Genomic DNA, 23,785 nt, shown 5'->3' with positions numbered 1-23,785 from the left:
TAACGGTGAGGTGATGATCATATGAAATTCAAAGAAAGAATGTCAAATCTAAAAAACAAAAAATTATTCAAAAAAATCGATCCAATTAGCTTCGCATTAGTTGTACTTCTAGGAGCATCTGCTACATTTGCAGGCGTTCAATTATGGTTAACTGGAATGAACGGAAATCAAACAGTATCTAATCCAGCAAATGGTGATAATGATGTTGTTTATACAAATGGTGATGGAACAACAACTGTCAATAAAACAACAGATGCTAAAACAGTTGCTCTATTACAAGAAGTTATTAAATCGCCACTTGAAGGTGAGGATGTTGTAGTAGCTAAATCGTATTATGACCAAACAGCTGACACATCGATCCAAGTAAAAAGTTTATTCAACTACAAAGTAGGAGAAACAGTATATACTCGTGAATCTAAAGGTGTGAGCTTAAAAAACTCTAATAATGAAGAAGTTAGCGTTGTAGCCGCTTTATCAGGAAAAGTTCTTACTGTTAAAGATGAAGTTCTAAAAGGAACAGTTGTGACAATCGAACATCAAAATGGTGTTAAAACAGTCTATACAGGTGTTTATGATGTAGCTGTTGAAGCGGGAGCTGAAATCGAACAAGGTGATGTAATCGGTAAAACAGGACTTTCACAACTTGAACCGGATTCAGGAAACGTTGTCCACTTTGAAGTGTTAAAAGATAATGTTAAAGTAAATCCTGAAACTGTCATTGATAAAAAATTAGGTGATTTATAATAATAAAAAAGCACTAATGTAAATTAGTGCCTTTTTTTGTTGAAAAATATTTTTTCGCTTTGAAAAGATATAGTCGTACCTATATAATTGTGATAAAATATAAAATAGTGATGAATTATTTAGACATACTAATACTGAAAAATTAGTTTGGAGGAAGGAAAGTATGCTATTTTCTAAAGATATTGGAATTGACTTAGGTACTGCTAACGTATTAATATATGAAAAAGGTAAAGGAATTGTTCTAGAGGAACCATCTGTCGTTTCAATGGATGCACAAACAGGACGAATGATCGCTGCTGGTGAAGAAGCTCGTCAAATGCTTGGACGTACACCTGGAAAGATTGAAGTTGTACGCCCAATGAAAGATGGGGTTATTGCTGATATCGCAGCAACTGAAATGATGTTAAAACATTTTATCAACTCATTAAATATTAAAGGAATGCTTTCACAGCCACGTATCATGATTTGCTGTCCAACTAATATTACATTAGTTGAAAAAAATGCAATTCGTGAAGCAGCGGAAAAATGTGGAGCGCGTGAAGTTTTCATTGAAGAAGAACCAAAAATTGCAGCATTAGGGGCTGGAATGGATATTTCTAAACCATCAGGAAACATGGTTATCGATGTTGGTGGTGGAACAGCAGATATCGCCGTTTTATCATTAGGAGATATTGTTACATCAGCATCAATTAAAATTGCCGGTAACCGTTTTGACCAAGATATTGTAGATTATATCAAAACAAATTATAAATTATTAATTGGGGATCGTACAGCAGAAGAAATTAAAATTAGTGTTGCAACTGTTTATCCAGAAGGTCGCGAAGAAGAATTACAAGTTCGTGGACGTGACTTAGTATCAGGGTTACCACGCACAATTACAATTTCATCAACAGAAGTTGAAGAGTCATTACGTGAATCAGTACGCATCATTGTTCATGCAGCTAAAAATGTACTTGAACAAACTCCTCCAGAATTATCAGCTGATATCATGAACAAAGGTATCGTGTTAACTGGTGGGGGAGCATTATTACACGGATTAGACCGTTTATTAGCAGACGAATTACATGTTCCTGTCTTTGTAGCAGACAATCCATTACATTGTGTTGTTATCGGAACAGGAATCATGCTTGATCATATCGATAAAATCCGCCGTCGTTAAGACAGATAAAAAGCTTCAGACATTTGTCTGAAGCTTTTTTAATAACTTTGAAAGTTAGTGCGTCGGTTATCAACAAAATATTAGATTTTACCAACATTAAAAAATAGTTTCAAAGAAATGATGAGTAAGCAAGAAGTGATGAATACATGAGCTAATGTGTATTCAAGTGTTTAGTTTTATTTCATGAAACTAAGTGATACAATAAATATCCGATGCTATTTATAAAGGGGTGAGAATGCATGAAGCCATTAGCTGATTTAATTCGTCCGAGAACGTTAGATGAGGTTGTTGGGCAACAACATTTAATTGGTGAAAATCAAATTTTAAGAAAATTAATTGAAGTTAATCATATCCCCAATCTTATTTTTTATGGACCGAGTGGGACAGGGAAGACAACGATTGCGAATATTATTGCGAGTCTTTCAAATAAGAAAATCTATAAGTTGAATGCAACCGATGCAAAGACGGAAGATATTAAGCAGATTATTCAAAGTTTAAATACGCTAGAAGGAATGAATGGTATTTTCTTGTATTTAGATGAGATTCAGAACTTTAATAAGAAGCAACAGCAGACGTTGCTTAAATATATTGAAACTGGGCAGATTACCCTGATTACGAGTACAACAGAAAATCCTTATTTTACTATCTTTAGCGCCATTTTAAGTCGGTCTACTATTTTAGAATTTAAGCCTTTGACACCAGAAGAGATTGTAGAGGGACTCAAACGTGCAGTCGAGCTTGTAGAGTCAGAGTTTTATCTCTATCCACTGACTTATGAGGAAGAAGCATTACATTATATTGCTAATGTCGCTAACGGAGATTTGCGTCGTGCGCTTAATGCATTAGAAATTGCACTTTATCCAAACTGTCGTACAGAAAGATTCGTTTTAACCATGGAGGTTGCCCGTGAATGTACGGTGACAGCGGGCTTTTCTTATGATCGATTTGGTGACCAGCATTATGACACTTTAAGTGCGTTTCAAAAATCAATCCGCGGAAGTGATCCAGATGCAGCCATTCATTATTTAGCACGTTTGATTCAAGCCGGTGACTTAACCTCTATTTGTCGTCGTCTGTTAGTGATTGCAGCTGAGGATATTGGACTTGCCTATCCACAAGCGATTTCTATCGTTAAAAGTTGTACAGATGCAGCGATGCAACTCGGTTTTCCTGAAGCTCGTATTCCACTTGCGCAAGCCGTTATTTTACTTGCGAATAGTCCAAAATCAAATTCAGCAATTTCGGCCATTGATGAAGCCTTAGCCGACTTAAAGGTAGGTAACGTTGGTGAAATACCAAAGCACTTAAAGGATGCGCATTATGGAGGAGCAAAGAAATTAGGTCATGGCATCGAATATAAGTTTCCACATGATTATCCTAATCATTATGTTAAACAACAGTATTTACCGAATCGTTTAAAAAATAAAACTTATTATAAACCTGTTCCTAATAAAATTGAACAAGGATTTGTTGCGTATCAAAACTTCATTAAAAATAATAGTCAATAAAAAACCATTATCCATCTTTTTTGTGGATAATGGTTTTTCTTATGCTTCACGATGATAAGGGACTTCTTTAAATGATGTTTCTCCAGGGACAACATCGACTTTACCATTTGTCATATCAATAATCCAAGAGGTAAATGTCTCTTCTGAATCAACATCGATTAAGACTTCAACTGACACTTTATCCGTGTAGTGGACTTGACTGATTAAATAGTCCGTTCCTTCTAAACGACTTTGTATTGTTCCTAGTAAGTTGTAGTCTGCATTGACAAACATGGTTTTCATTGTTTTTCGTTCAATGACTCCAAGTTCTTTAATCGCTTCAGAGACGGCTTTTCCATAAGTACGGATTAAACCACCAGCACCTAATTTAATGCCACCAAAGTAGCGCGTTACAACTACCACACAGTTTTTAATGCCTTGTTTTCTTAATACTTCAAGCATCGGGACACCGGCTGTTCCACTTGGCTCACCGTCATCATTGGCTTTTTGAATTTCATTGAAATCTCCGACTTGATAAGCTGAACAGTTATGTGTAGCATTCCAATGAATTTTTTTTATTTCTTTAATAAATTCCATAGCGTCTTGATCATTATAGACACGTTTGACATGACAAATAAAACGTGACTTATCAACAACGATTTCGTGTTCACCATCTTGTGCAACCATTAAATAACGTTCCAAATGTATCACCTCAACTAGTTTGAATTAATTATAACATAAAAATTAACCATCTTTTCTAAAACTTCATATCTAAAGAGGTAGAGATGATTATGATTGAATTTAAATCTTAAAATGATATTCAGATTGACGAAGAGGTAAAAGTGTTTGATGTAAAAGAATCTACCAGTTATAATTAACAGAATCTAGGTGAATAAGTTGACATTTTTCTTTTTTCCATTAAAATATAAATAAGGTTTGAAATTAAAACTAATTTTGATAGATATTTAGAAGTCATGCATTTTGATGAATTAAAGATGTGCTATAATATTGATAGATAAAATAATGAGGTGGATTATGAAAGTCGCTATTGTAACAGACAGTCTTACAAATTTAACAGCAGCTGATTTAGACCGTTATCCAGATGTTTATTACGGGTATCTAAATGTTATCGTAAATGATAAAGCATATGCTGAACAAAAGGAAATTAATAATAAAGAATTATTTCGTATGATTGATGAAGGAGCTACCTATTCAACATCACAACCTGCACCAGAAGAATTTGTTCAATTATATACAAAATTACTTCAAGACTATGATTATATTTTAGGGTTATTCTGCACAAATCATGTGAGTGGTACAGTTAATTCCGCACGTATTGCTAGTACGATGGTAGAAGGTGCTGAAGGACGTATTACAGTGATTGATACGAATACAGCATCGATAGGAGTAGAAAATGTTCTTTTACGTGTATGCCAACTTTTAGAAGAAGGGAAAGACGTTGAAGAGCTTATTAAAGTAGTTGAATTCTATAAAACTCATGGACCAATGTATTTATATGTAGACGATTTAAATACATTAGTACGTACAGGGCGTTTATCAAAAGCAGCAGCAAGTATCGGAAATTTATTAAATATTAAGCCGATTATCGGATTATCAGATGGTAAATTAGATGTCTTTGATAAAGTTCGTACAAAAAAGCGTGTCTTTAAATGGATTGTTGAACGTTTACGTGAAGATGTTTCAAAATCAGGAAAGCAAATTGTTCGTATTACACATGTGAATGCCGTTGAAGGTGCAAATGAATTAAAAGCGTTAATGGAAGAGGCATGTAAAGATCAAGTTGAGGTACATGTAGGAAATGAAATCGGACCAGTTATGGCGATTCACTTTGGACGTGGTGGAGTTGGAGCTTGCTGGATGCCGGATCAATATAACATTTAATAGTCATCATTTGGGAGGTAAAAGGATATGGCAAAAATAGCGATCGTATCTGATAGCACAGGATGTATTCCTGCTGAAGAATTAAAAGCGTTAGATATTCATGTAAACTATATTTCAATTGTATTTGGAACAGAGTCTTACCGTGAATTTATTGATATGACACCAGAAGAATTTATGGAGCGTTGTGAAAACTATAGTGGATTACCAACGACATCACAACCGTCACCAGGGTCAACGATGGAATTATATGAATCATTATTTGCACAAGGATATGAGGATATTATTCATATCAATATTTCAAGCCAATTAAGTGGAAGTCATCAAACAGCTAAAACATGCGCAGAAATGGTTAATCCAGAACATATTCATGTGTTTGATTCACGCACAGTTACTTATACACAAGGGATGTTTGCTGTCTATGCGGCTAAAAAAGCACAAGAAGGTGCTTCAGTACAAGAAATTCTTGATTATTTAGAAATGATGCGTGAAAATAATCAATTCTATGCTGCCATCAATGATTTAACGAATTTACGTAAAGGTGGACGTTTATCAAATGTGGAAGCTGCTTTAGGAAGCTTATTGCAAATTAAGCCAATTTGTCAAATGCAACCGGATGGGACATTACAAGCAATTGAGAAAATTCGTACCTTTAAAAAGTCATTAAAACGATTAATTGAAATTGGAAAAGAAGCAAAATTAACGGATGATTATCAATTAGTTGTTATGCATATTGGTAATGAAGAAGGAGCTAAAACAGTCCAAGCTGAATTACAAGAAGTTTACCCAAATCACGAAGTTAAGATTTATCCAATTTCATTAGTTGTTGCGGTTCATGGTGGACCAGGTGCTGTTGCCATTGGATGGGTAAAACATAAATAATAGAAATGGAATGCAATTTGCATTCCATTTTTTATTATTCTGATGTGTTGCTAGTCATTTAAAGTTTAACACTAGTATAAATTGTAATAATTAGTATTTATATCACAAATTAATAAAAATAGATAGTTGTCATATTTTGTTGATTAATGGAATGTTGTATACTTATTAGGTATAACATTCCATTTTTTTGGATGTTGTTAGAGGACAAAATACAACTAGGAGGAGTTTTTAGTGAAGAAGTGGAGTAAAGAGTTATTACCTATTGTGTTGGTTTTGATTTCTTGTGGATTTATTATTTGGATTTCAGGTTTTATTTTTGAGGGAGGCTATTTACCGAATCGATTAAATCGTGATGTTCAGTATTATAGTGCAACAGTATTAGAGGTTCAAAATGAAGATTTAGGGCCTGATAATTATACGGGAGAGTTTACTGTTGGGGTACAGGAGATACGTGTTAAATTAGATGATGGACCATATAAAGGAGAAGAATACACATTCAAAAATCATATTAGTCGCTTATACAATACGATTGTAAAAAAAGATACAAATATTATTGTAGGAACTTATTTAGATGAGGGAGAAATTCTTGATCTGACTGTAAGTAGTTATAAGCGTAATCATGTGTTAGGGTTATTAGCAGTTATTTTCTGTGCATTAGTTGCATGGGTTGGAAAATTTAAAGGAATTAAATCACTGGTATCATTATTATTTACAGGTGTATGTGTTATTTTCTTAATGTTACCATTAATGTTAGGTGGAATGCATCCAGTGTTAGCTGCCATTATTATCGTCTTTTTAAGTACATTTGTGACGTTATGGCTAGTAGCGGGATTAAATAAAAAATCAATAACAGCAATTATTGGAACATTATCAGGAGTATTAATTGCAACCTTAATTGCTTATATTTTTAGTGACTTGGCGCATTTATCAGGTGGAACAATGCAAGATACTGAAGCTTTACTTTATGTTTCTGAAACAAGTAAACTTCAAATTAAAGGATTGTTACTAGCAGGGATTTTAATTGCTTCATTAGGTGCTGTAATGGACGTTGCAATGTCAATTTCCTCATCCATGTTTGAGCTGGCGAGTGTTAGCTCAAAATTAACCACAAGAGAGTTAATTCGTAGTGGAATGAATGTTGGAACTGATATGATTGGGACGATGACGAATACGTTGATTTTAGCGTTAGCAGGAGGATCGTTATCGACTGTTATTTTAATTTATTCAGCAACAATTAGTGAACTTCAATTAGTAAATCTGGATGTACTTGGAACAGAGTTAATTCAAGGAATTGCTGGAAGTATTGGAATTGTTATTACGGTTCCAATTACAGTCTTAATTGCAGCTTATATGTGCATTAAGAAAAAATAATTGAAAAAAGAGGCGCATTTGTGTGCCTTTTTTTGTTAATATATCATTTTTATACAAAAAATAACATTATTATCTAAAAATGTATAAAATTATAGAAATTATTTGGTATAATTTAATTGGTTGTAAAATGAAAAGGCCATTTTCATGACAGCTAGAAATTAATTCATGGAGGGTATTATGAGGACCACTTTTTTAAAGAAGCTACTAAATAGTACATTAGCTTTTAGTATTGCGACATCAGGAATCATTATTCCTAACCCAAAGGCATATGCACAAGCTATGCAAACAGAAGCTGAACAACAAAATGATGAATTATTAAGTGTTGATTTCAGTAACTATCCTACTCTAGCAGAAGGATGGGAAGCAAAAGCTGATAAAAAGCCTTATTCAGGTGGTGTAACATCATCAAAATCATTAAAGTTAAATAAGTCAGGATATTATTTACAAACACCATCATTCAACTTAGAGAGTGATGCAACATTAACTTTTTATACAAAAGGTTATTCAACACAAGTAAATGTAGAATCTGTTTTAAAAGTTCAAGTATTAGAAAATGGAGTTTGGACAGATATTCATACATTAACAACATTTGATACAGCAAACTTTATTAAGACAGAAGTTAAAGTACCTCAAACAGCGACAAAGGTAAAAATTTTATTAGAAACAAAAGGTGCCTTTAATGTTGCATTAGATGGGGTTGCATTAACAGGAACAGGATCAATTGTTGAAGGGGGAACTGAAGAGACGCCAGAAGTACCTGATAGTGGAGAAGTAACACCTCCAGCTAATGGTGGAACAACAACTCCAGATAATACAGAAAAACCAGGAAATGGAGAAACAATAACTCCACCAACTGAATCAAAACCAGATGCAGATGCTTATGGAGAATTAGTAATCTCAGGAGCATCAACACTTGAAGTTGGAATGAACTCAACATTACAAGTAACAAATCAAGAAGGCCAAACTGTATCTGATGTTAAATTCGAATCAACTGTTCCTTCAGTTTTAACAGTGGATCAAGCTGGAAAAATGAATGCTGTTGCAGAAGGAATTACTCAAATTTCAGCAACAACAATGATTGACGGTAAAAAGTATATTGGACAAAAACGTATTGAAGTAACAAAAGCTGGAGAATACCCAGTAACTGTTTTTGATGAAGGGTTTAAAGAGTTTCCAAACTTACCACAAGGTTGGAGTACAAATTTAGCCGATGATGATAAGTATTCAGGTGGAAATATTGCTGGACCTTCATTAAAATTCGCAAAGCAAGGTCAATATATTGAAACTGATGAATTCCGTTTAATTGGACATGGACTATTAAAGTTTGCTGCTAAAGGAAATTCTTCTCAAGCATCTGGAACAACAGTTTTACGTGTTCAATATCAATCGAACTTTAAAGATGAGTGGAAAAACTTAGCCATGTTTAATTCATTCAGTAGTAAATATGAAAACTTCGGAGTTCGTATTCCTGAAGATGCAACACGTATTCGTATTTATATCGAAGAGAAAGGACAAATGAATATTTCATTTGATGATATGAGCTTCCATGCACAAAAATTAGGTGTAAAAGAAGAAGATACTGAAGCGCCAGTTATTTCATTAGTTGATATGGTTGATTCAGGAAATTTAGATTACGATATTACAATTAAAGCTAATGTTACAGATAACCGTAAAGTTGGAGATGTAACACTATACTATCGTGTCGTTGGGGAAAATGAATTTAAATCAGTTCCAATGGGATTAAATGATGGCGTATATCAAGGGATTATTGGAAAGAAAGATTTAGATGCTAAAGGAATTGAGTATAAGATAGAAGCGTCAGATATCGAAGGAAATAAAGCGACGACAGATATAAATAAAATTTCTATTTCATCAGATGATAAGACAAATCCAGAAATCACATCCATTTCACCAGCCGATAACGCAAACGTAGGTAAAAATAAAACCCCTAAAATTTCAGCAAAATATGCAGATCGTTCAGGAATTAAGTTAGATTCAATTAAATTATTCTTCAATGATGAAGAAGTAACTGAAAAAGCAACAATTACTGAAACTGAATTAACTTATCAAGTTAAAGAAGCATTAGAAAATGGAACTTACAAAGTGAAGTTACAATTAGCTGATAATGCAGGTAATAAAACTGAAAAAGAGTGGACATTTAAAGTTGCAGATGTTGCACGTAACTTATACTTCGGACAATTACACTCGCATACAAATTTATCAGACGGTGCTGGATCAATTGATGATGCGTATACTCACGCTAGAGAAAATGCCAAGGTTGATTTCTTAGCCGTAACAGATCACTCAAACTCATTTGATAATGATACACAAGCCAATATTGCAGACGGATCAATGAGTGAAAAATGGCAAACGGGATTAAGTGCGGCTGATAAATATAATGAAGATCATAAGTTCACTGCTATTTATGCTTATGAGATGACATGGTCAGCAGGTACTGGTAAGTACGGGCACATGAATACATTCAATACAGAAGGATTTGAAACTCGTACAAATTCTGCAATGAATTTACGTAACTATTACGAAACATTAAAAACACAACCACAATCAGTTTCACAGTTCAATCACCCAGGTACAACATTCGGTGATTTCGTAGACTTCGGATTCTATGATGAAGAAATTGATGAGTTAATTACATTAATCGAAGTTGGAAATGGTGATGGACCAATTCGCAGTAGTGCACACTTCCCATCATATGAATATTATACTCGTGCATTAGATAAAGGATGGCACGTTGCTCCGACAAATAACCAAGATAACCACAAAGGGTTATGGGGAAATGCCAATACGGCTCGTACAGTTATTGAAGCTGAGGAATTAACACGAGATAGTTTATATGAAGCCATTCGTGAGCGCCGTGTTTATTCAACAGAAGATGAAAACTTACACATTTCTTACGAGTTAAATGGTGCAACAATGGGGTCAATTTTATCTGAACAAGATTCGGCTGAAGTTTACATTAAAGTAATGGATCCAGATGCTGGGGATACAATCGATAAAATTCAATTAATTACAGATGGCGGACGTGTTGCTCATGAAATTACAAATGTTGATGCAACAGAGAAAGAGTGGACATTATCATTTGAACCGGAAGCATCATCAACTTATTATTATGTTAAAGTAACTCAAAATGACTTAGATATTGCTGTTACAGCTCCAGTATGGATTGGAGAAAAAGAAAACGTAGGTATTTCAGGTGTAACAGTAAGCTCTTCAAAAGTATTAGTGGGAGACGAAGTTACGGTAGATGCAGTTGTATATAATAATGAGGCAACTCCAGTAACAAATGCAAAAGTTGAATACTTTGTAAATGGATCTTCTGAACCAATTGCAACAGCTGCCTTAGCAACAATTAAACCATCTGATACAGCAACATTAAGTGCGTCATTCCCATTAACGAAAAAAGGGAAAAATGTTATTGAAGCGGTAATTACATTAACGGTTAATGGAGCTGAACGTCAATATTCAGAGCGTATCGAAGTAAAGACGTTTGATTCAAGCGAAGTAAGCCATGTGTTAATTGATGGTAGTCATGCAAATGCTTATGTGACGGAATCAAAATATCCAAACAAAATGCAGTATGTAACCGAATTAGTGGGCCAAGAAGGTGGAATTGTTCACATTAATGAGAAAGAAATTACAGCTGATGTGTTAAATGGAATGGATGTTTTAATTTTAACCGATCCATCAAATGATCATTTCTATAGTAATTCAGAAGTAGAAGCCATCAAAGCATACGTTCAAGCTGGTGGACATTTAATTATTACCTCAAAAGCTGACTATGGTGATAAAACAGGTGAGTATGGTAATGCTGCACAAGGAAATAAAGTATTACAAGCTATTGGATCAGCTTTACGTTTCAATGATGACCAAGTTATCGATAATACAGAATATAGCAACCAAAAATTCCGTTTATACTTCGATGATTATAATGAGGAAAGTCCATATACTAAAGGAATTGACTTCGGTAAAATTGAGCAAGGAAATTCAAGTAATCAAGATTATAAATTCAGTTTCTATAGTGGAAACTCAGTGTTAGTTGAGAACGAATCAGCAAATGTAGATGTTGTCGTTAAAGGACATCCAACGACACAAAATACTGATGCTGATAATCAAGGTGACTGGACAGAAGTTAAACCAGGTGAAGTTGTTGCTTTAGCTGTTGAAACATTAGATAATGGAGCAAAAATTATTGCCTCTGGGGTAACATTCTTCTCAGACTTTGAAATGGATCCAACTCGTGATTATTCAAACCGAACAATTATGACAAATATCATTAATGATGTAGCACCAGCAAAAGCAGCTCAAATTACACCGATTGCTGAATTACATGTTGACGCAAATGGAGATAATGAGCCTGATTTAAAAGGTGAAACTCGTACGATTGAAGGAATCATCACATCTGGAAACAACAATCCATTAACATCGTTCTTTGATGTTGTTTATGTACAAGATGAAACAGGTGGAATTACAATTCACCCAATCGCTAATACAAAATTAAAATTAGGTCAAAAGGTACGTATTACAGGTGTTGTTGGTTCTTATGAAGGTGATACACAATTAGGTGAAGTTCAAGAATTAACAGATGTAGAAATCATTGATGAATCAATTAACTTAGTTGAGCCAACAAAATTAACAGCAGCTCAAACTATGTTAGAAGAGTATGAAGGACTTTTAATTTCAACTCAAGGTGTTGTCAAATCAATTGATACACAAGCCGGAAATATTATTATTAGTGATGAATCTGGAGAAGCACGTGTTCACATTAATGGATATATTGGTGGCGGACAGTCAGGAGAAGCTGTTGGAGCATGGGCTAATCGTATTAAAGTTGGTGATACATTATCAGTTATTGGATTAGCAGCTGAAGATGCAGCAGGTAAACGTATCCGTGTTCGTAACACAGATGAGGTAATTGTTGTAGATAGTGAAGAAACACCAGGAAATGGTCAACTTGAGATTCCGGAATCATTAAAAGAGGTTATCGATACTGATGTATTAAAACCAATCTCAGGAAATGCGACGCAAGAAAATCCATTAGTGCTTGAAGTTTCAGAAGAAGCAACAGTTCAGTCAATTAAAGATTTAATTAAAGGTTATGAAGTAACAGTAACAGTGTATCATGCACGTCAATCGTTAACTTATAACTTAACTTTAACAAATACACAACATACACATTACTTATCATTAGTTGTTCCAGCAATGAACACTGAAGTTATTGATTATTTAAATCAATTAGTAGATGATTCTGATAACGGAAACAACAATGGAAACGGAAACAACAACGGAAACGGAAACAACAATGGAAACGGAAACAACAACGGAAACGGAAACAACAACGGAAACGGAAACAACAACGGAAACGGAAACAACAACGGAAACGGAAACAACAATGGAAACGGAAACAACAACGGAAACGGAAACAACAATGGAAACGGAAACAGCAATGAAAATGGAAATAATCTAGCTGAAGAAAAACCTGAAACAGGTTATGGACAGTTATTCGGATGGTTCGCAGCAGGAATGGCATTTATTATTGCTGGATATGTAGCTTATACAACGAATAAACGTAAAAATGAATCTAAATAATTTATTTTATTAGACTGACTCTTTTGAGTCAGTCTTTTTTTTTGTAAATGAATAAGAAAAAATTGAATATACTAAATAGCAATAGACTAATGATAGACATAGTAAATTTATAAGAATAATTATGTTATTTATAAATAGAGGAGTGTGAATTAAACGATGATTACGACTATAACGTTAAATCCCGCATTAGATAAGTTAATGAAGATTGATGCTATCAATATTGGTGAAACGAATCGTGCTGAGATTTTAAGTACTTCTGCGGCTGGAAAAGGAATTGATGTGGCAAAAGTATTACGAGATTTTAATCGCGAAGTAAATGCCACTGGTTTTTTAGGCGGAATAGTGGCACCTATTTTTAAGCAATGTTTTCAAGATGAAAAAATTAATGATCATTTTATTAATATTAAAGGAACAACACGCACAAATATTCAATTATTTGATACAAAAGGAAAACGTACTGAGTTACTTGAAAAAGGTCCTAAAATTGAAACAAATGAATTAACGGAGCTCTTACATAAGGTAGAAGAGTTATCCAAAAAAAGTACAGTTGTTGCGATTTGTGGGAGCGCACCTCGAGGAGTTGATGAAGATTACTTCACGAAACTTATTCAACTTTGTAAAAATTACTGCGATAAGGTTATTGTAGATACATCAGGATCTTTACTGAAAGTCGCTATTGAACAAAAACCATGTTTAATTAAACCGAATCAAGATGAAATGCTTGAGTTAATGGGAGTTCAATCTGCGACTCAAGATCAAATGCTTGATTTTGCTCAAGAAATTTGTCGACAGGGGATTGAGTATGTTCTAATTTCATTAGGAAAAGAAGGTGCAATGTTAGTCTCAGAACAAGGTGCTTGGAAAGGAAAGGCACCAGAAGTTGAAGTTAAGAGCACTCTTGGATGCGGTGATACCGTTGTGGCTTCAATGTGTATCTCTTTCGCAGAAGGTGACCAGCCGGAAGAGATGTTAAAAAAAGCAATTGCTTTATCGAGTGCGAATGCTATGACTTTTGAGACAGCTCATGTGATTGAATCTGATTATAAATCTCTATTGCCTCGCTGTCATGTTGAAAAAATTAAATAAAAGAAATCCAACACCTCTAGCGTAATTGATGTTAGAGGTGATTTTTATGTTTGATATCAGTGGACGAGAATGGACAGAGGAAGAATATTTACGACTTCATGAGCAAGGATTGGTTCAGGAAAAGGACGTCGTAAAGGTGATAGGGGTTCACAATCAAATGTGTGAGCGCTGTTTGAATCAATCAGATGAATGGTTTGGTACTTTTACTTACAAGGGACAATTGATTACCTACTGTCGCCAATGTTTAGATTTTAAAATGGTAGATAACTGTCATTATTTATATCGGTCATTAATGCCTGCAAAAGTAACACAAAATGCTCACGTATTAAATTTAGATTTTAAACTCTCTTCACTTCAACAAAGAGCCTCAGATTTCGCTAAAAATATTCTAAAAAAAGGAGAAACTGGAATTATTTGGGCGGTGTGTGGAGCCAGGAAAAACAGAGATGATGTTTGAAACCATTGCTCTTGCTTTACAGCAACAAAAACGAGTTTGTTGGGCGATTCCAAGAGCTGATGTGGTCATCGAGTTGGTACCTCGACTTAAACAAGCCTTTCCGTATGCGTTGGTGATTGGACTGCATGGTCACTCTGATGAAAAAATGGATTATGGGGATATTGTGATTAGTACAACTCATCAATTGATTCGTTTTTATCAAGCATTTGATTTGTTGATTATCGATGAGGTAGATGCTTTTCCATATACATTTGATGAGATGCTACCACGGCTAGCAAAGAAAGCTTGTAAACCAACCTGTGCTACGATTTATTTATCTGCAACACCATCAAAAGCGGATCAAATAGCGATTAAGAAGGGGGCTTTGAAATGTTGTCTCATTCCTGCAAGGTATCATTTATATTCGCTTGACATTCCCAAATTTCAATGGGCAGGGAATCTTGAGAAAGCTTTGAAGAAAGGGCGTCTTCCTAAGGCTGTTTTACGTTGGATGAGAAAAAAACTTGCGACTAATCGGCGAGCCCTTTTATTCGTTCCAACGATTGAAGCGGGGCATTTTCTTCAACAGGTATTAAAAAAGCTGCTGAAATTAGAAGTTGCCTTCGTTTATTCGAATGATGAGGAGAGAATTTCAAAAGTAAAAGCATTTAAAGAGGGAGAAGGGCAGTTTTTAATTACAACGATGATTCTAGAGCGTGGTGTGACGATTGCTGATATTGATGTGGCTATTTTTTGTGCTGAACATGAAGTTTATGAAGAAAGTGCCTTAGTACAAATCAGTGGACGTGTCGGTAGAAATCCTAAGTATCCACATGGAGAGATTATTTTCTTTCATTATGGAATTACAGAAGCGATGGATGCCGCGCGTGAACAAATTAAGCGAATGAATCAAAGCGCATGGAAGCAACATTTATTAAAAGAGGAGCCAAAATATGAGATGTCTAGTTTGTTATCAATTTATCGTTATTAACCGATTTCAAGAGTTGTTAGCGCTTGAACCGCCAATAATTTGTGCGACTTGTCAACAATACTTGGTTAGGAAGAAGGGACCTTGTTTATTTGAACAAAATGAATGGATGACTGAAGTTGTAGAGCGATTGAAAAAAGGAGATCTCATTTTAGTTCAATTATTTATTTCGGCATATTATCAAGAGATTAAGAGACAATTAAAATTAAAATCTCATATTATGATTTTAAATCCTGTATCACAGGGCCCTTATCCATGAATGGATATTTTATTAGAGCAGGTAGAGAAACGATTATCCAAGCAAGAAAGAGAGAAACTTCAATTGATTTTTGTTTCGTTAGATAACATTTCAAATGAGACCATCAGAATTTATTAAAAATTTATAACCGTTTTAGAGGTATAGAATTCACTAATTTTGATTAAAATGATATAAATCTCTTTTTAATAAAGAAGGAGTTCGACAAAGAAGTTTATAATCCGTTTTATGTAACAGTTTTATGTTCGACAAAAAACGGAAACCGCTTTCTTTTTGCTGGGGTTTATATTATAATAAAGGTACATCAGATAGATAGGAGTGATTCTAATGAGAATTCAAATCAGGGGAGCTAATCGTTTCAACGTAACGGATGCAATTAGAAATTATATCGAGGAAAAAGTGGGAAGTTTACAACGATTCTTACCTACGAACCAAGATTTAGAGGCTCGCGTCTACATTAAAATCTATGATGTGATTCAAAAAGTAGAGGTCACTATTCCAGGTAATCAATTTATCTTACGTGCTGAGGAAGCGAGTGATGATTTATATGCAGCGATTGATTTAGTTGTAGATAAGTTAGAACGTCAAATCCGTCGTCATAAAACGAAGGCGAATAAAAAAATCCGTGAGCGTGAAGGAATTAGTAATTACTTCATTACGATTGATGATACACCAGAGGTTTATAATGAAGAGGATGAGGTCCCTTATAAAGTGAAAAATGTTCATTTAAAACCAATGGACGTTGAAGAAGCCATTATGCAATTAGAGTTATTAGGACATGATTTTTATGTTTATCGCGATATGGCGGTTGATGCTGTTTGTGTGGTATATCGTCGTAACGATGGTAAATATGCTGTTATTGAAACAAATAACTAATTGATGATTATTAGAAGGGACTATCTGAGGATAGTCTCTTTAGTGTGTATTTAAAAATCTATCTGCATTCATTTGAGGGCTGTCTCTAGTTAGAGGTAGCCTTTTATATCGGAAGCAAATGTGCTAGAAATAAAGGGAAGTTTGGAATAAGTGTGATCGGTTTTCGTTGGAATAAAGACTTGAAGTTCATCTTTCAAAAGAGGAAGGTGACAAAAATTAGGTAACATTATGTCCATATGGGGATTTTTTGTGTACATGTTTATTCAAAAGTGGTAACATTATGTTAATAAACAGAGTATTAGCTAGCATAGGTTAGTTAACGATAGACAAGGAGCGATGATGATGATTTCAGCAATTAAGAAAATGTTAGATCCAAGTGTGAAAGTATTAAAACGTGCTGATAAATTAGCAGATGAAGTAATTGCTTTAGAACCACATATGCAAGGGTTAACAGATGAGCAACTTCAAAATAAAACGCTAGAGTTCAAAGAGAGAATTGAAAAAGGGGAAACGCTAGATGATTTATTAGTTGAAGCATTTGCTGTTGTTCGTGAAGCATCAACTCGTGTACTTGGTATGAAACCATATAAAGTACAAATTATCGGGGGGATTGCTTTACACGGCGGGAACATCGCTGAGATGAGAACAGGTGAGGGTAAAACTTTAACTTCAACGATGCCAGCTTACTTAAATGCCTTAGAAGGTAAAGGGGTACATATTATTACAGTCAATGAATATTTAGCGAGTCGTGATGCTCGTGAAATGGGTGAATTATATCGTTGGCTTGGACTAACAGTTGGTTTAAACTTAGCAGGGATGCCGTCTGAAGAGAAGAAGAAACAATATGCATGCGATATTACATATTCAACGAATAATGAATTAGGATTCGATTACTTACGTGATCATATGGTGCTATATGCAAAACAAATGGTACAACGTAAATTAAATTATGCCATTGTGGATGAGGTTGATTCCATTTTAATTGATGAGGCCCGTACGCCATTAATTATCTCAGGTGGACAAAAACGTACAGCAAACTTATACGCGCATGCTGACCGTTTTGTTAAAACATTAAAAGATGAAGAAGATTACAACATCGATATTAAAACAAAAAATATTCAATTAAATGAAGGCGGAATTGAAAAGGCAGAACGCACATTCCGTATTGAGAACTTATACGATATTAAACATGCCGTCTTATTACACCATATCAATAATGCCTTAAAAGCAAACTATGTGATGGCTCGTGACGTAGACTACGTCATTCAAGAAGATGAAGTTGTAATTGTTGACCAATTTACAGGACGTTTAATGAAGGGTCGTGCTTATTCTGAAGGTCTTCACCAAGCGATTCAAGCAAAAGAAGGTGTATCGATTAAGCAAGAAACATCAACATTAGCAACAATTACATTCCAGAATTTATTCCGTTTATATAGTAAATTATCAGGAATGACAGGGACAGCTAAAACAGAAGAAGAAGAGTTCCGTAATATTTATAATATGATGGTTGTTGAGATTCCAACGAACCGTCCAATTGCCCGTCAAGATGCACCAGATTTAGTTTATAAAGATATGAATGCGAAGTTTAACGCGGTTGTTAATGATGTTATTGAGCGTCATAAACAAGGACAACCTGTTTTATTAGGGACAGTAGCCGTTGAAACATCAGAATATATCTCACAATTATTAAAACGTAAAGGTATTCCACATAACGTCTTAAATGCGAAGAACCATGAGCGTGAAGCTGAGATTATCATGGATGCTGGGAAAAAGGGTGCTGTTACAATCGCGACAAATATGGCTGGTCGTGGGACAGACATCAAGTTAACAGATGAAGTGAAGGCTTTAGGTGGATTAGCGGTTATTGGGACAGAGCGTCATGAATCACGTCGTATTGATAATCAGTTACGTGGACGTTCTGGACGTCAAGGAGATCCAGGATATACACGTTTCTACTTATCATTCCAAGATGAATTAATGCGTCGTTTCGGTTCTGATCGCATGCATACGATGGTTGATAAATTAGGAATGGATGAAAATGAGCCAATTGAAAGTAAAATGGTTACTAAAGCGGTTGAATCAGCACAAAAACGTGTAGAAGGTAACAACTATGATATGCGTAAAAATTTACTGGAATATGATGATGTCATCCGTCGTCAACGTGAAGTCATTTATGGACAACGTCAAGATATTTTAGAAACGGAAGACTTAACAGATGTTATCTTTGGTATGATTGACTCTTCAGTAACACGCTTAGTTCATACTTATTCAGTAGGAGAAGCACAAGATTCAAAACAAAAGGATGCTCCTGAATATAATTATGAAGGATTATTAAATTACTTAAATACGAACTTATTCCCAGTGAATAAAGTAGAATTATCAGCACTTGAAGGAAAAACAGAGGCTGAAATGATTGAGTACATTGCTAATCTTGTTAAAGATGATTACCGTCAAAAAGAGCAATCTATTGACTCTTCAATCTTCCATGAATTCCAAAAAGTTATTGTTTTACGTGTCGTTGATACGCACTGGATGAACCATATTGATGCCATGGATGCATTACGCCAAGGAATCCATTTACGTTCGTATGGTCAAATCAATCCATTACATGAATATCAAAGTGAAGGATTTGAAATGTTTAATCGTTTAATTGAGCGTATTGAAGATGATGTAACACGTTATATCTTACGCGCAGAAATTCGTCAAAACTTACAACGTGAAGAAGTGGCTAAACCAACCGCGACGAATAGTGGAAAAGAAGAGAAAAAACGCCCTGTCACACGTAAAACTGAAAAAGTAGGACGTAATGATGAGTGTCCATGTGGAAGCGGGAAGAAATATAAACAATGTTGTGGAAATGATAATTAATAATTATCTACTTTTACCATCAACTGTTAATAGTAGGCGATTCTATATATAAGTTGAAATAAGTTTTCATATCATAAAAACTTTTAACCCCTAGTAATGGAGAATTATTTTGCGAGCAAAACTGCTAGGTGATTCATCGCTACTATAGTTGGTCTTAGTCTCAAAAGGACTTGGGAACTAAGTGTGATTGAAAAATATGAAAAACCTTTTGTTTTCTATATATATAAGTCGAGATAAATTTTCTTGAGAGAAAATTTTTAACTGGACTATAGGTTGCCTAGATAGGTAAAACATATCAGTATTTTTTATTTGCTACTTAAGATGTAGAATACTTATCTGTTTATATATAGAAATAGATCATTATTCAATATAGAGTCGATCAAATTAATAGTCTTAAAATATCATAAATATAGGCTAATTATAGAAGCAGTAACATTTTTTACAGTGTAAAAAAATTACTGCTTCTTATATCGTTCAAGGATATCATAATGATAATCTTTTGAACTTGTTTTGCGTTTATGATAACAATTTTAAAAACATGAAAATTGATATAAAGAAGTGGTGACAGAGATGGAAATTCATGAAATAAGAACAGAAATCAAGAAAATGTCTGAACGTATCTCTCAATTTAAAGAATCTTTAAATGTTGAGCAAAAAGAAGCTGAGATTAAAGAGTATGATGCAAAGATGCAAGCGGTAGGTTTTTGGGATGATCAACGTAAAGCTCAAGAAGTTATTAATGCAGCCAATGCAATCAAAGATAAAGTTAATACATTCTATACTTTAGAAGGTGAAGTAGAAGATTTAGCCGTTGCTTTTGAGTTAATTTTAGAAGAACCCGATGAGGACTTACAAGTTGAACTTGAATCACAGATTAGCGAAGTCAGTGAGAAGTTAAATAAGTTTGAATTAGAAATTTTATTAAGTGGTCCATATGATGCAAACAATGCTATTTTAGAACTACATCCAGGTGCGGGTGGAACAGAATCACAAGACTGGGCTGAAATGTTATATCGTATGTATACGCGTTATGCTGAACGTAAAGGGTTTAAAGTAGAAGTTTTAGATTATCTAGTAGGTGAAGAGGCTGGAATTAAAAGCGTAACAATCAAAATTAAAGGAACAAATGCATTTGGTTATTTTAAAGCCGAGCGTGGCGTACATCGTTTAGTTCGTATTTCTCCATTTGATTCAGGGGGGCGTCGTCATACGTCATTCTGTTCTTGTGATGTCATGCCTGAATTCTCAGGAGATATTGATATCGAAATTCGTGCTGAAGATTTAAAAATTGATACGTACCGCGCAAGTGGAGCAGGTGGTCAGCACATTAATACAACTGATTCAGCGGTACGTATTACGCATTTACCAACGAATACGATTGTTACATGCCAAAACCAACGTTCACAGATTAAAAACCGTGAAGCTGCGATGGAGATGTTAAAATCTAAGTTATATCAACGTAAGTTAGAGGAACAAGAAGCGGAGTTAGCAAAAATCCGTGGTGAAGTTAAAGAGATTGGATGGGGAAGTCAGATTCGCTCATATGTTTTCCATCCGTACTCATTAGTTAAAGATCATCGCACATCATATGAGGTGGGAAATGTCCAAGGTGTTATGGATGGCGATTTAGATGGATTTATTGATGCTTATTTAAGACATAGTATCTAACGGTGGAAGTTTGTGGATAACTCATGCTATAGATAGAAAGATACACAGATTACATGTATAATGAATTTAAATATAAGTAGTGAGTAAAAGGAGTGAAGGAGATATGAAAAAGATTCCTAGTTTTACAGTTAATCATGATGATTTATTACGTGGAATTTATGTTTCACGCCAAGATGTCATAGGACAAGAAATCGTAACAACATTTGATATTCGTACAAAATTACCGAATCGTGAACCAGTTATGAATACTGCTGAAATTCATACGATTGAACATTTAGCTGCAACATTTTTACGTAATCATGAAACAGCAGCAGATCAGACTATTTATTTTGGACCAATGGGATGTCGTACAGGGTTCTATTTAATTTTAAAAGGCGATCTAAAATCAGAAGAGATTGTAGATTTAGTTAAAGAAACCTTTGAATTTGTTGCGAATTATGAAGGTGACGTTCCAGGTGCAAGTGCGCGCGATTGTGGAAATTATTTAGATATGAATTTACCAATGGCGAAATATGAAGCTAAGGCCTTCTTAGAAAATACATTAAACCAAATCACAGAAGCTAATTTAGTTTATCCAGCGTAATAAAAAAGAGGAGAATCTTTTACGAGATTTTCCTCTTTTTTTGGTTTAGAAAAACTTTATAATGTGTAAAGAATGTAAAAAGTCATTAGTTTAAGGCTTTGATAGCCTGTTTTGTTCGACATTTTCTATTAATATAAAATTGATTATGCTAAAATGTTAATGAAAGATTATTGAAAAATATACATAAAAAATATTAGTATTTGTTGGCAATTGCCGGATTGAAAACGAAAGTATCTGGCAGATATGTTATAATGAGAAAAGACGTCTAGAGATAGGTGGGGAGATTATGATTGAGTTTACAAATGTCAGTAAAAAGTACGCAAATGGAGTTATTGGGCTTCATAATATAAATATTCAAATTGAGCCGGGAGAGTTCTTGTTCGTGATTGGGCCGAGTGGGGCAGGGAAATCATCATTTTTAAAAATGATTAATCGTCAAGAAAAATCTACGGGTGGTCAAATTATGGTTAAGGGACTTAATGTGAGTAAACTTAACCGCTTTAAAGTACCAAAGTTACGTCGTCAAATTGGTGTCGTATTCCAAGATTTTAAATTATTGCAGAAAATGACGGTTTATCAAAATGTTGCTTTTGCTTTAGAAGCCATTGGATTGCCGAGTAAAGAGGTTCGTGCAAAAGCAGTAGCAGCTATTGAATTAGTTGGATTAACGAATAAAATGCGTTTTTATCCTAATCAATTATCAGGGGGAGAACAGCAACGTGTGGCAATTGCCCGTGCCATTGCGAATAACCCAGATATTATTATTGCCGATGAGCCAACTGGAAACTTAGATCCAGAAAATTCAACTCAAATCGTTAATATTTTAAAGAAATTAAACGATGAAGGAAAAACGATTATTATGGCAACTCATGATCATGAGCTAATCTTTGAGCAAGATTGCCGTGTGATAACAATTGATCATGGAACAATTTTTAGTGATGAGGTGAAAGGTTACTATGAAACTAATTAGACAATTTTTCCGTTATATCCGAGACGGATTTAAAAATATTTGGAATAACTTATTCATGTCACTTTCATCAGTCATTACCTTAACCTTAACTTTAAGTTTATGTTCATTATTCGTATTATTTGCTCATAATACGAGTAATTTTACTGAGCAAGTAGAAAGTGAAATTAAAATTTTTGTTGAGTTCTCAAAAGAAGCAACAGAAGAACAAATTGCTGCGGCAATTGATTTAATGAAATCGCAAGAGCACGTAGCAGATATTATTCATACGACAAAAGAAGAAGAGTATACGGATTTTATTAATCGTATTGGTGAAGATGATCCGGAGTTAGCCACTTTCTTTGAAAATACAAGTGATGAAAATCCGTTACGAGATTCAGTAGTTGTAGCTGCAGATGATGTAAAGAATGTGGATGAAGTGGCTAAAGTCGTTAAAGAGATTGATGGTGTTGATTATGTGGATTATGGTGAAGAATCATCGTTAGCAGCTTTTTCTAATATTACAAATATTATTCGTAAGTCATTCTCATGGATTGTTGTTATTTTATTAATCTTAGCTGTATTCTTAATCCAAAATACAATTAAATTAACTATTTATGCACGTAAAAATGAATTGAAAATTATGAAATTAGTTGGAGCATCAGTTTCACATGTTACAGTCCCATTCTTAATTGAAGGTTTCATTATTGGTATTTTAGGGGCTGTAGGTCCTATCTTATTTACCATTTATGGTTACCAATTTTTATATGAATTATTCGGAGGCGTTTTAGTTATTCCGATGCTTCAAATGACAGCACCGTTCCCAACAGTTTATGAATTAGGTGTTTTAATAGGAATTCTATCAATTATTGTGAGTTTATTGGGAAGTTTCTTTGCAGTTATTAAATATTCATTAAAAATCTAATTCA

At 34.3% G+C, this 23,785-nt stretch carries 18 protein-coding genes; 17 read left to right on the top strand and 1 reads right to left on the bottom strand.

Annotated features, from left to right (window positions below):
* The first annotated feature begins 21 nt into the window (after positions 1–21).
* The 3 genes from J0J69_RS07160 to J0J69_RS07150 all read left to right on the top strand — a co-directional run bounded on the left by J0J69_RS07160 (position 22) and on the right by J0J69_RS07150 (position 3,411).
* Entirely contained in the window at positions 22–744 is a 723-nt protein-coding gene (locus J0J69_RS07160) for a M23 family metallopeptidase (RefSeq protein WP_055242815.1), read from the top strand.
* Positions 745–907: 163 nt separating this feature from the next.
* Positions 908–1,903 carry a rod shape-determining protein MreB gene (mreB, locus tag J0J69_RS07155; RefSeq protein ID WP_055242818.1) on the top strand — a complete coding sequence of 332 codons (996 nt, stop codon included), beginning with the start codon at positions 908–910 and terminating at the stop codon, positions 1,901–1,903.
* 239 nt (positions 1,904–2,142) lie between these two features.
* The gene (locus J0J69_RS07150) at positions 2,143–3,411 is read left to right on the top strand and encodes a replication-associated recombination protein A (protein WP_055275170.1); all 1,269 of its coding nucleotides are present in this window, start codon (positions 2,143–2,145) and stop codon (positions 3,409–3,411) included.
* A gap of 39 nt (positions 3,412–3,450) precedes the next feature.
* Here J0J69_RS07150 and J0J69_RS07145 read toward each other — a convergent pair whose 3' ends face one another.
* Entirely contained in the window at positions 3,451–4,092 is a 642-nt protein-coding gene (locus J0J69_RS07145; protein WP_082411186.1) for a YigZ family protein, read from the bottom strand.
* Between the two features lie 333 nt (positions 4,093–4,425).
* On the opposite strand from J0J69_RS07145, the gene J0J69_RS07140 reads away from it, so the two are divergent.
* From J0J69_RS07140 to ftsX, 14 genes are all read left to right on the top strand, one after another.
* Complete coding sequence (locus J0J69_RS07140; protein WP_055275168.1) at positions 4,426–5,292, top strand: DegV family protein; 867 nt, start codon at positions 4,426–4,428, stop codon at positions 5,290–5,292.
* 27 nt (positions 5,293–5,319) lie between these two features.
* Positions 5,320–6,171, top strand: coding sequence for a DegV family protein (locus tag J0J69_RS07135; protein ID WP_055242824.1), 852 nt, complete (start codon positions 5,320–5,322; stop codon positions 6,169–6,171).
* 231 nt (positions 6,172–6,402) lie between these two features.
* Positions 6,403–7,542, top strand: coding sequence for a YibE/F family protein (locus tag J0J69_RS07130; RefSeq protein WP_212724179.1), 1,140 nt, complete (start codon positions 6,403–6,405; stop codon positions 7,540–7,542).
* 177 nt (positions 7,543–7,719) lie between these two features.
* The gene (locus J0J69_RS07125; protein WP_212725712.1) at positions 7,720–13,149 is read left to right on the top strand and encodes a CehA/McbA family metallohydrolase; all 5,430 of its coding nucleotides are present in this window, start codon (positions 7,720–7,722) and stop codon (positions 13,147–13,149) included.
* A gap of 156 nt (positions 13,150–13,305) precedes the next feature.
* Complete coding sequence (gene pfkB, locus J0J69_RS07120; RefSeq protein ID WP_212725711.1) at positions 13,306–14,235, top strand: 1-phosphofructokinase; 930 nt, start codon at positions 13,306–13,308, stop codon at positions 14,233–14,235.
* A gap of 46 nt (positions 14,236–14,281) precedes the next feature.
* Complete coding sequence (locus J0J69_RS07115; RefSeq protein WP_237252460.1) at positions 14,282–14,692, top strand: hypothetical protein; 411 nt, start codon at positions 14,282–14,284, stop codon at positions 14,690–14,692.
* A complete protein-coding gene (locus J0J69_RS07110) occupies positions 14,661–15,662 on the top strand; it encodes a helicase-related protein (protein WP_256637849.1) in 1,002 nt (333 codons plus the stop codon). The genes J0J69_RS07115 and J0J69_RS07110 overlap by 32 nt, the downstream gene beginning before the upstream one ends.
* The gene (locus J0J69_RS07105; protein WP_055242741.1) at positions 15,625–15,918 is read left to right on the top strand and encodes a hypothetical protein; all 294 of its coding nucleotides are present in this window, start codon (positions 15,625–15,627) and stop codon (positions 15,916–15,918) included. Before J0J69_RS07110 ends, J0J69_RS07105 begins: the two co-directional genes overlap by 38 nt.
* A 324-nt stretch (positions 15,919–16,242) precedes the next feature.
* Complete coding sequence (hpf, locus tag J0J69_RS07100; RefSeq protein WP_055275157.1) at positions 16,243–16,791, top strand: ribosome hibernation-promoting factor, HPF/YfiA family; 549 nt, start codon at positions 16,243–16,245, stop codon at positions 16,789–16,791.
* A 339-nt stretch (positions 16,792–17,130) separates the two neighbouring features.
* Entirely contained in the window at positions 17,131–19,659 is a 2,529-nt protein-coding gene (secA, locus tag J0J69_RS07095) for a preprotein translocase subunit SecA (RefSeq protein ID WP_419606451.1), read from the top strand.
* A gap of 570 nt (positions 19,660–20,229) precedes the next feature.
* A complete protein-coding gene (gene prfB / locus J0J69_RS07090; protein ID WP_070100325.1) occupies positions 20,230–21,327 on the top strand; it encodes a peptide chain release factor 2 in 1,098 nt (365 codons plus the stop codon).
* Between the two features lie 103 nt (positions 21,328–21,430).
* Positions 21,431–21,910 carry an S-ribosylhomocysteine lyase gene (locus J0J69_RS07085; RefSeq protein ID WP_055242735.1) on the top strand — a complete coding sequence of 160 codons (480 nt, stop codon included), beginning with the start codon at positions 21,431–21,433 and terminating at the stop codon, positions 21,908–21,910.
* A gap of 286 nt (positions 21,911–22,196) precedes the next feature.
* On the top strand, positions 22,197–22,880 hold the full coding sequence (ftsE, locus tag J0J69_RS07080; protein ID WP_055275154.1) for a cell division ATP-binding protein FtsE: 684 nt from the start codon (positions 22,197–22,199) through the stop codon (positions 22,878–22,880).
* Complete coding sequence (gene ftsX / locus J0J69_RS07075; protein ID WP_212725709.1) at positions 22,867–23,781, top strand: permease-like cell division protein FtsX; 915 nt, start codon at positions 22,867–22,869, stop codon at positions 23,779–23,781. The genes ftsE and ftsX overlap by 14 nt, the downstream gene beginning before the upstream one ends.
* Positions 23,782–23,785 lie beyond the last annotated feature (4 nt).

Source organism: Turicibacter bilis, assembly GCF_024499055.1.
GTDB lineage: Bacteria > Bacillota_I > Bacilli_A > MOL361 > Turicibacteraceae > Turicibacter > Turicibacter bilis.
This window is presented reverse-complemented; position numbering and strand designations above follow the sequence as displayed.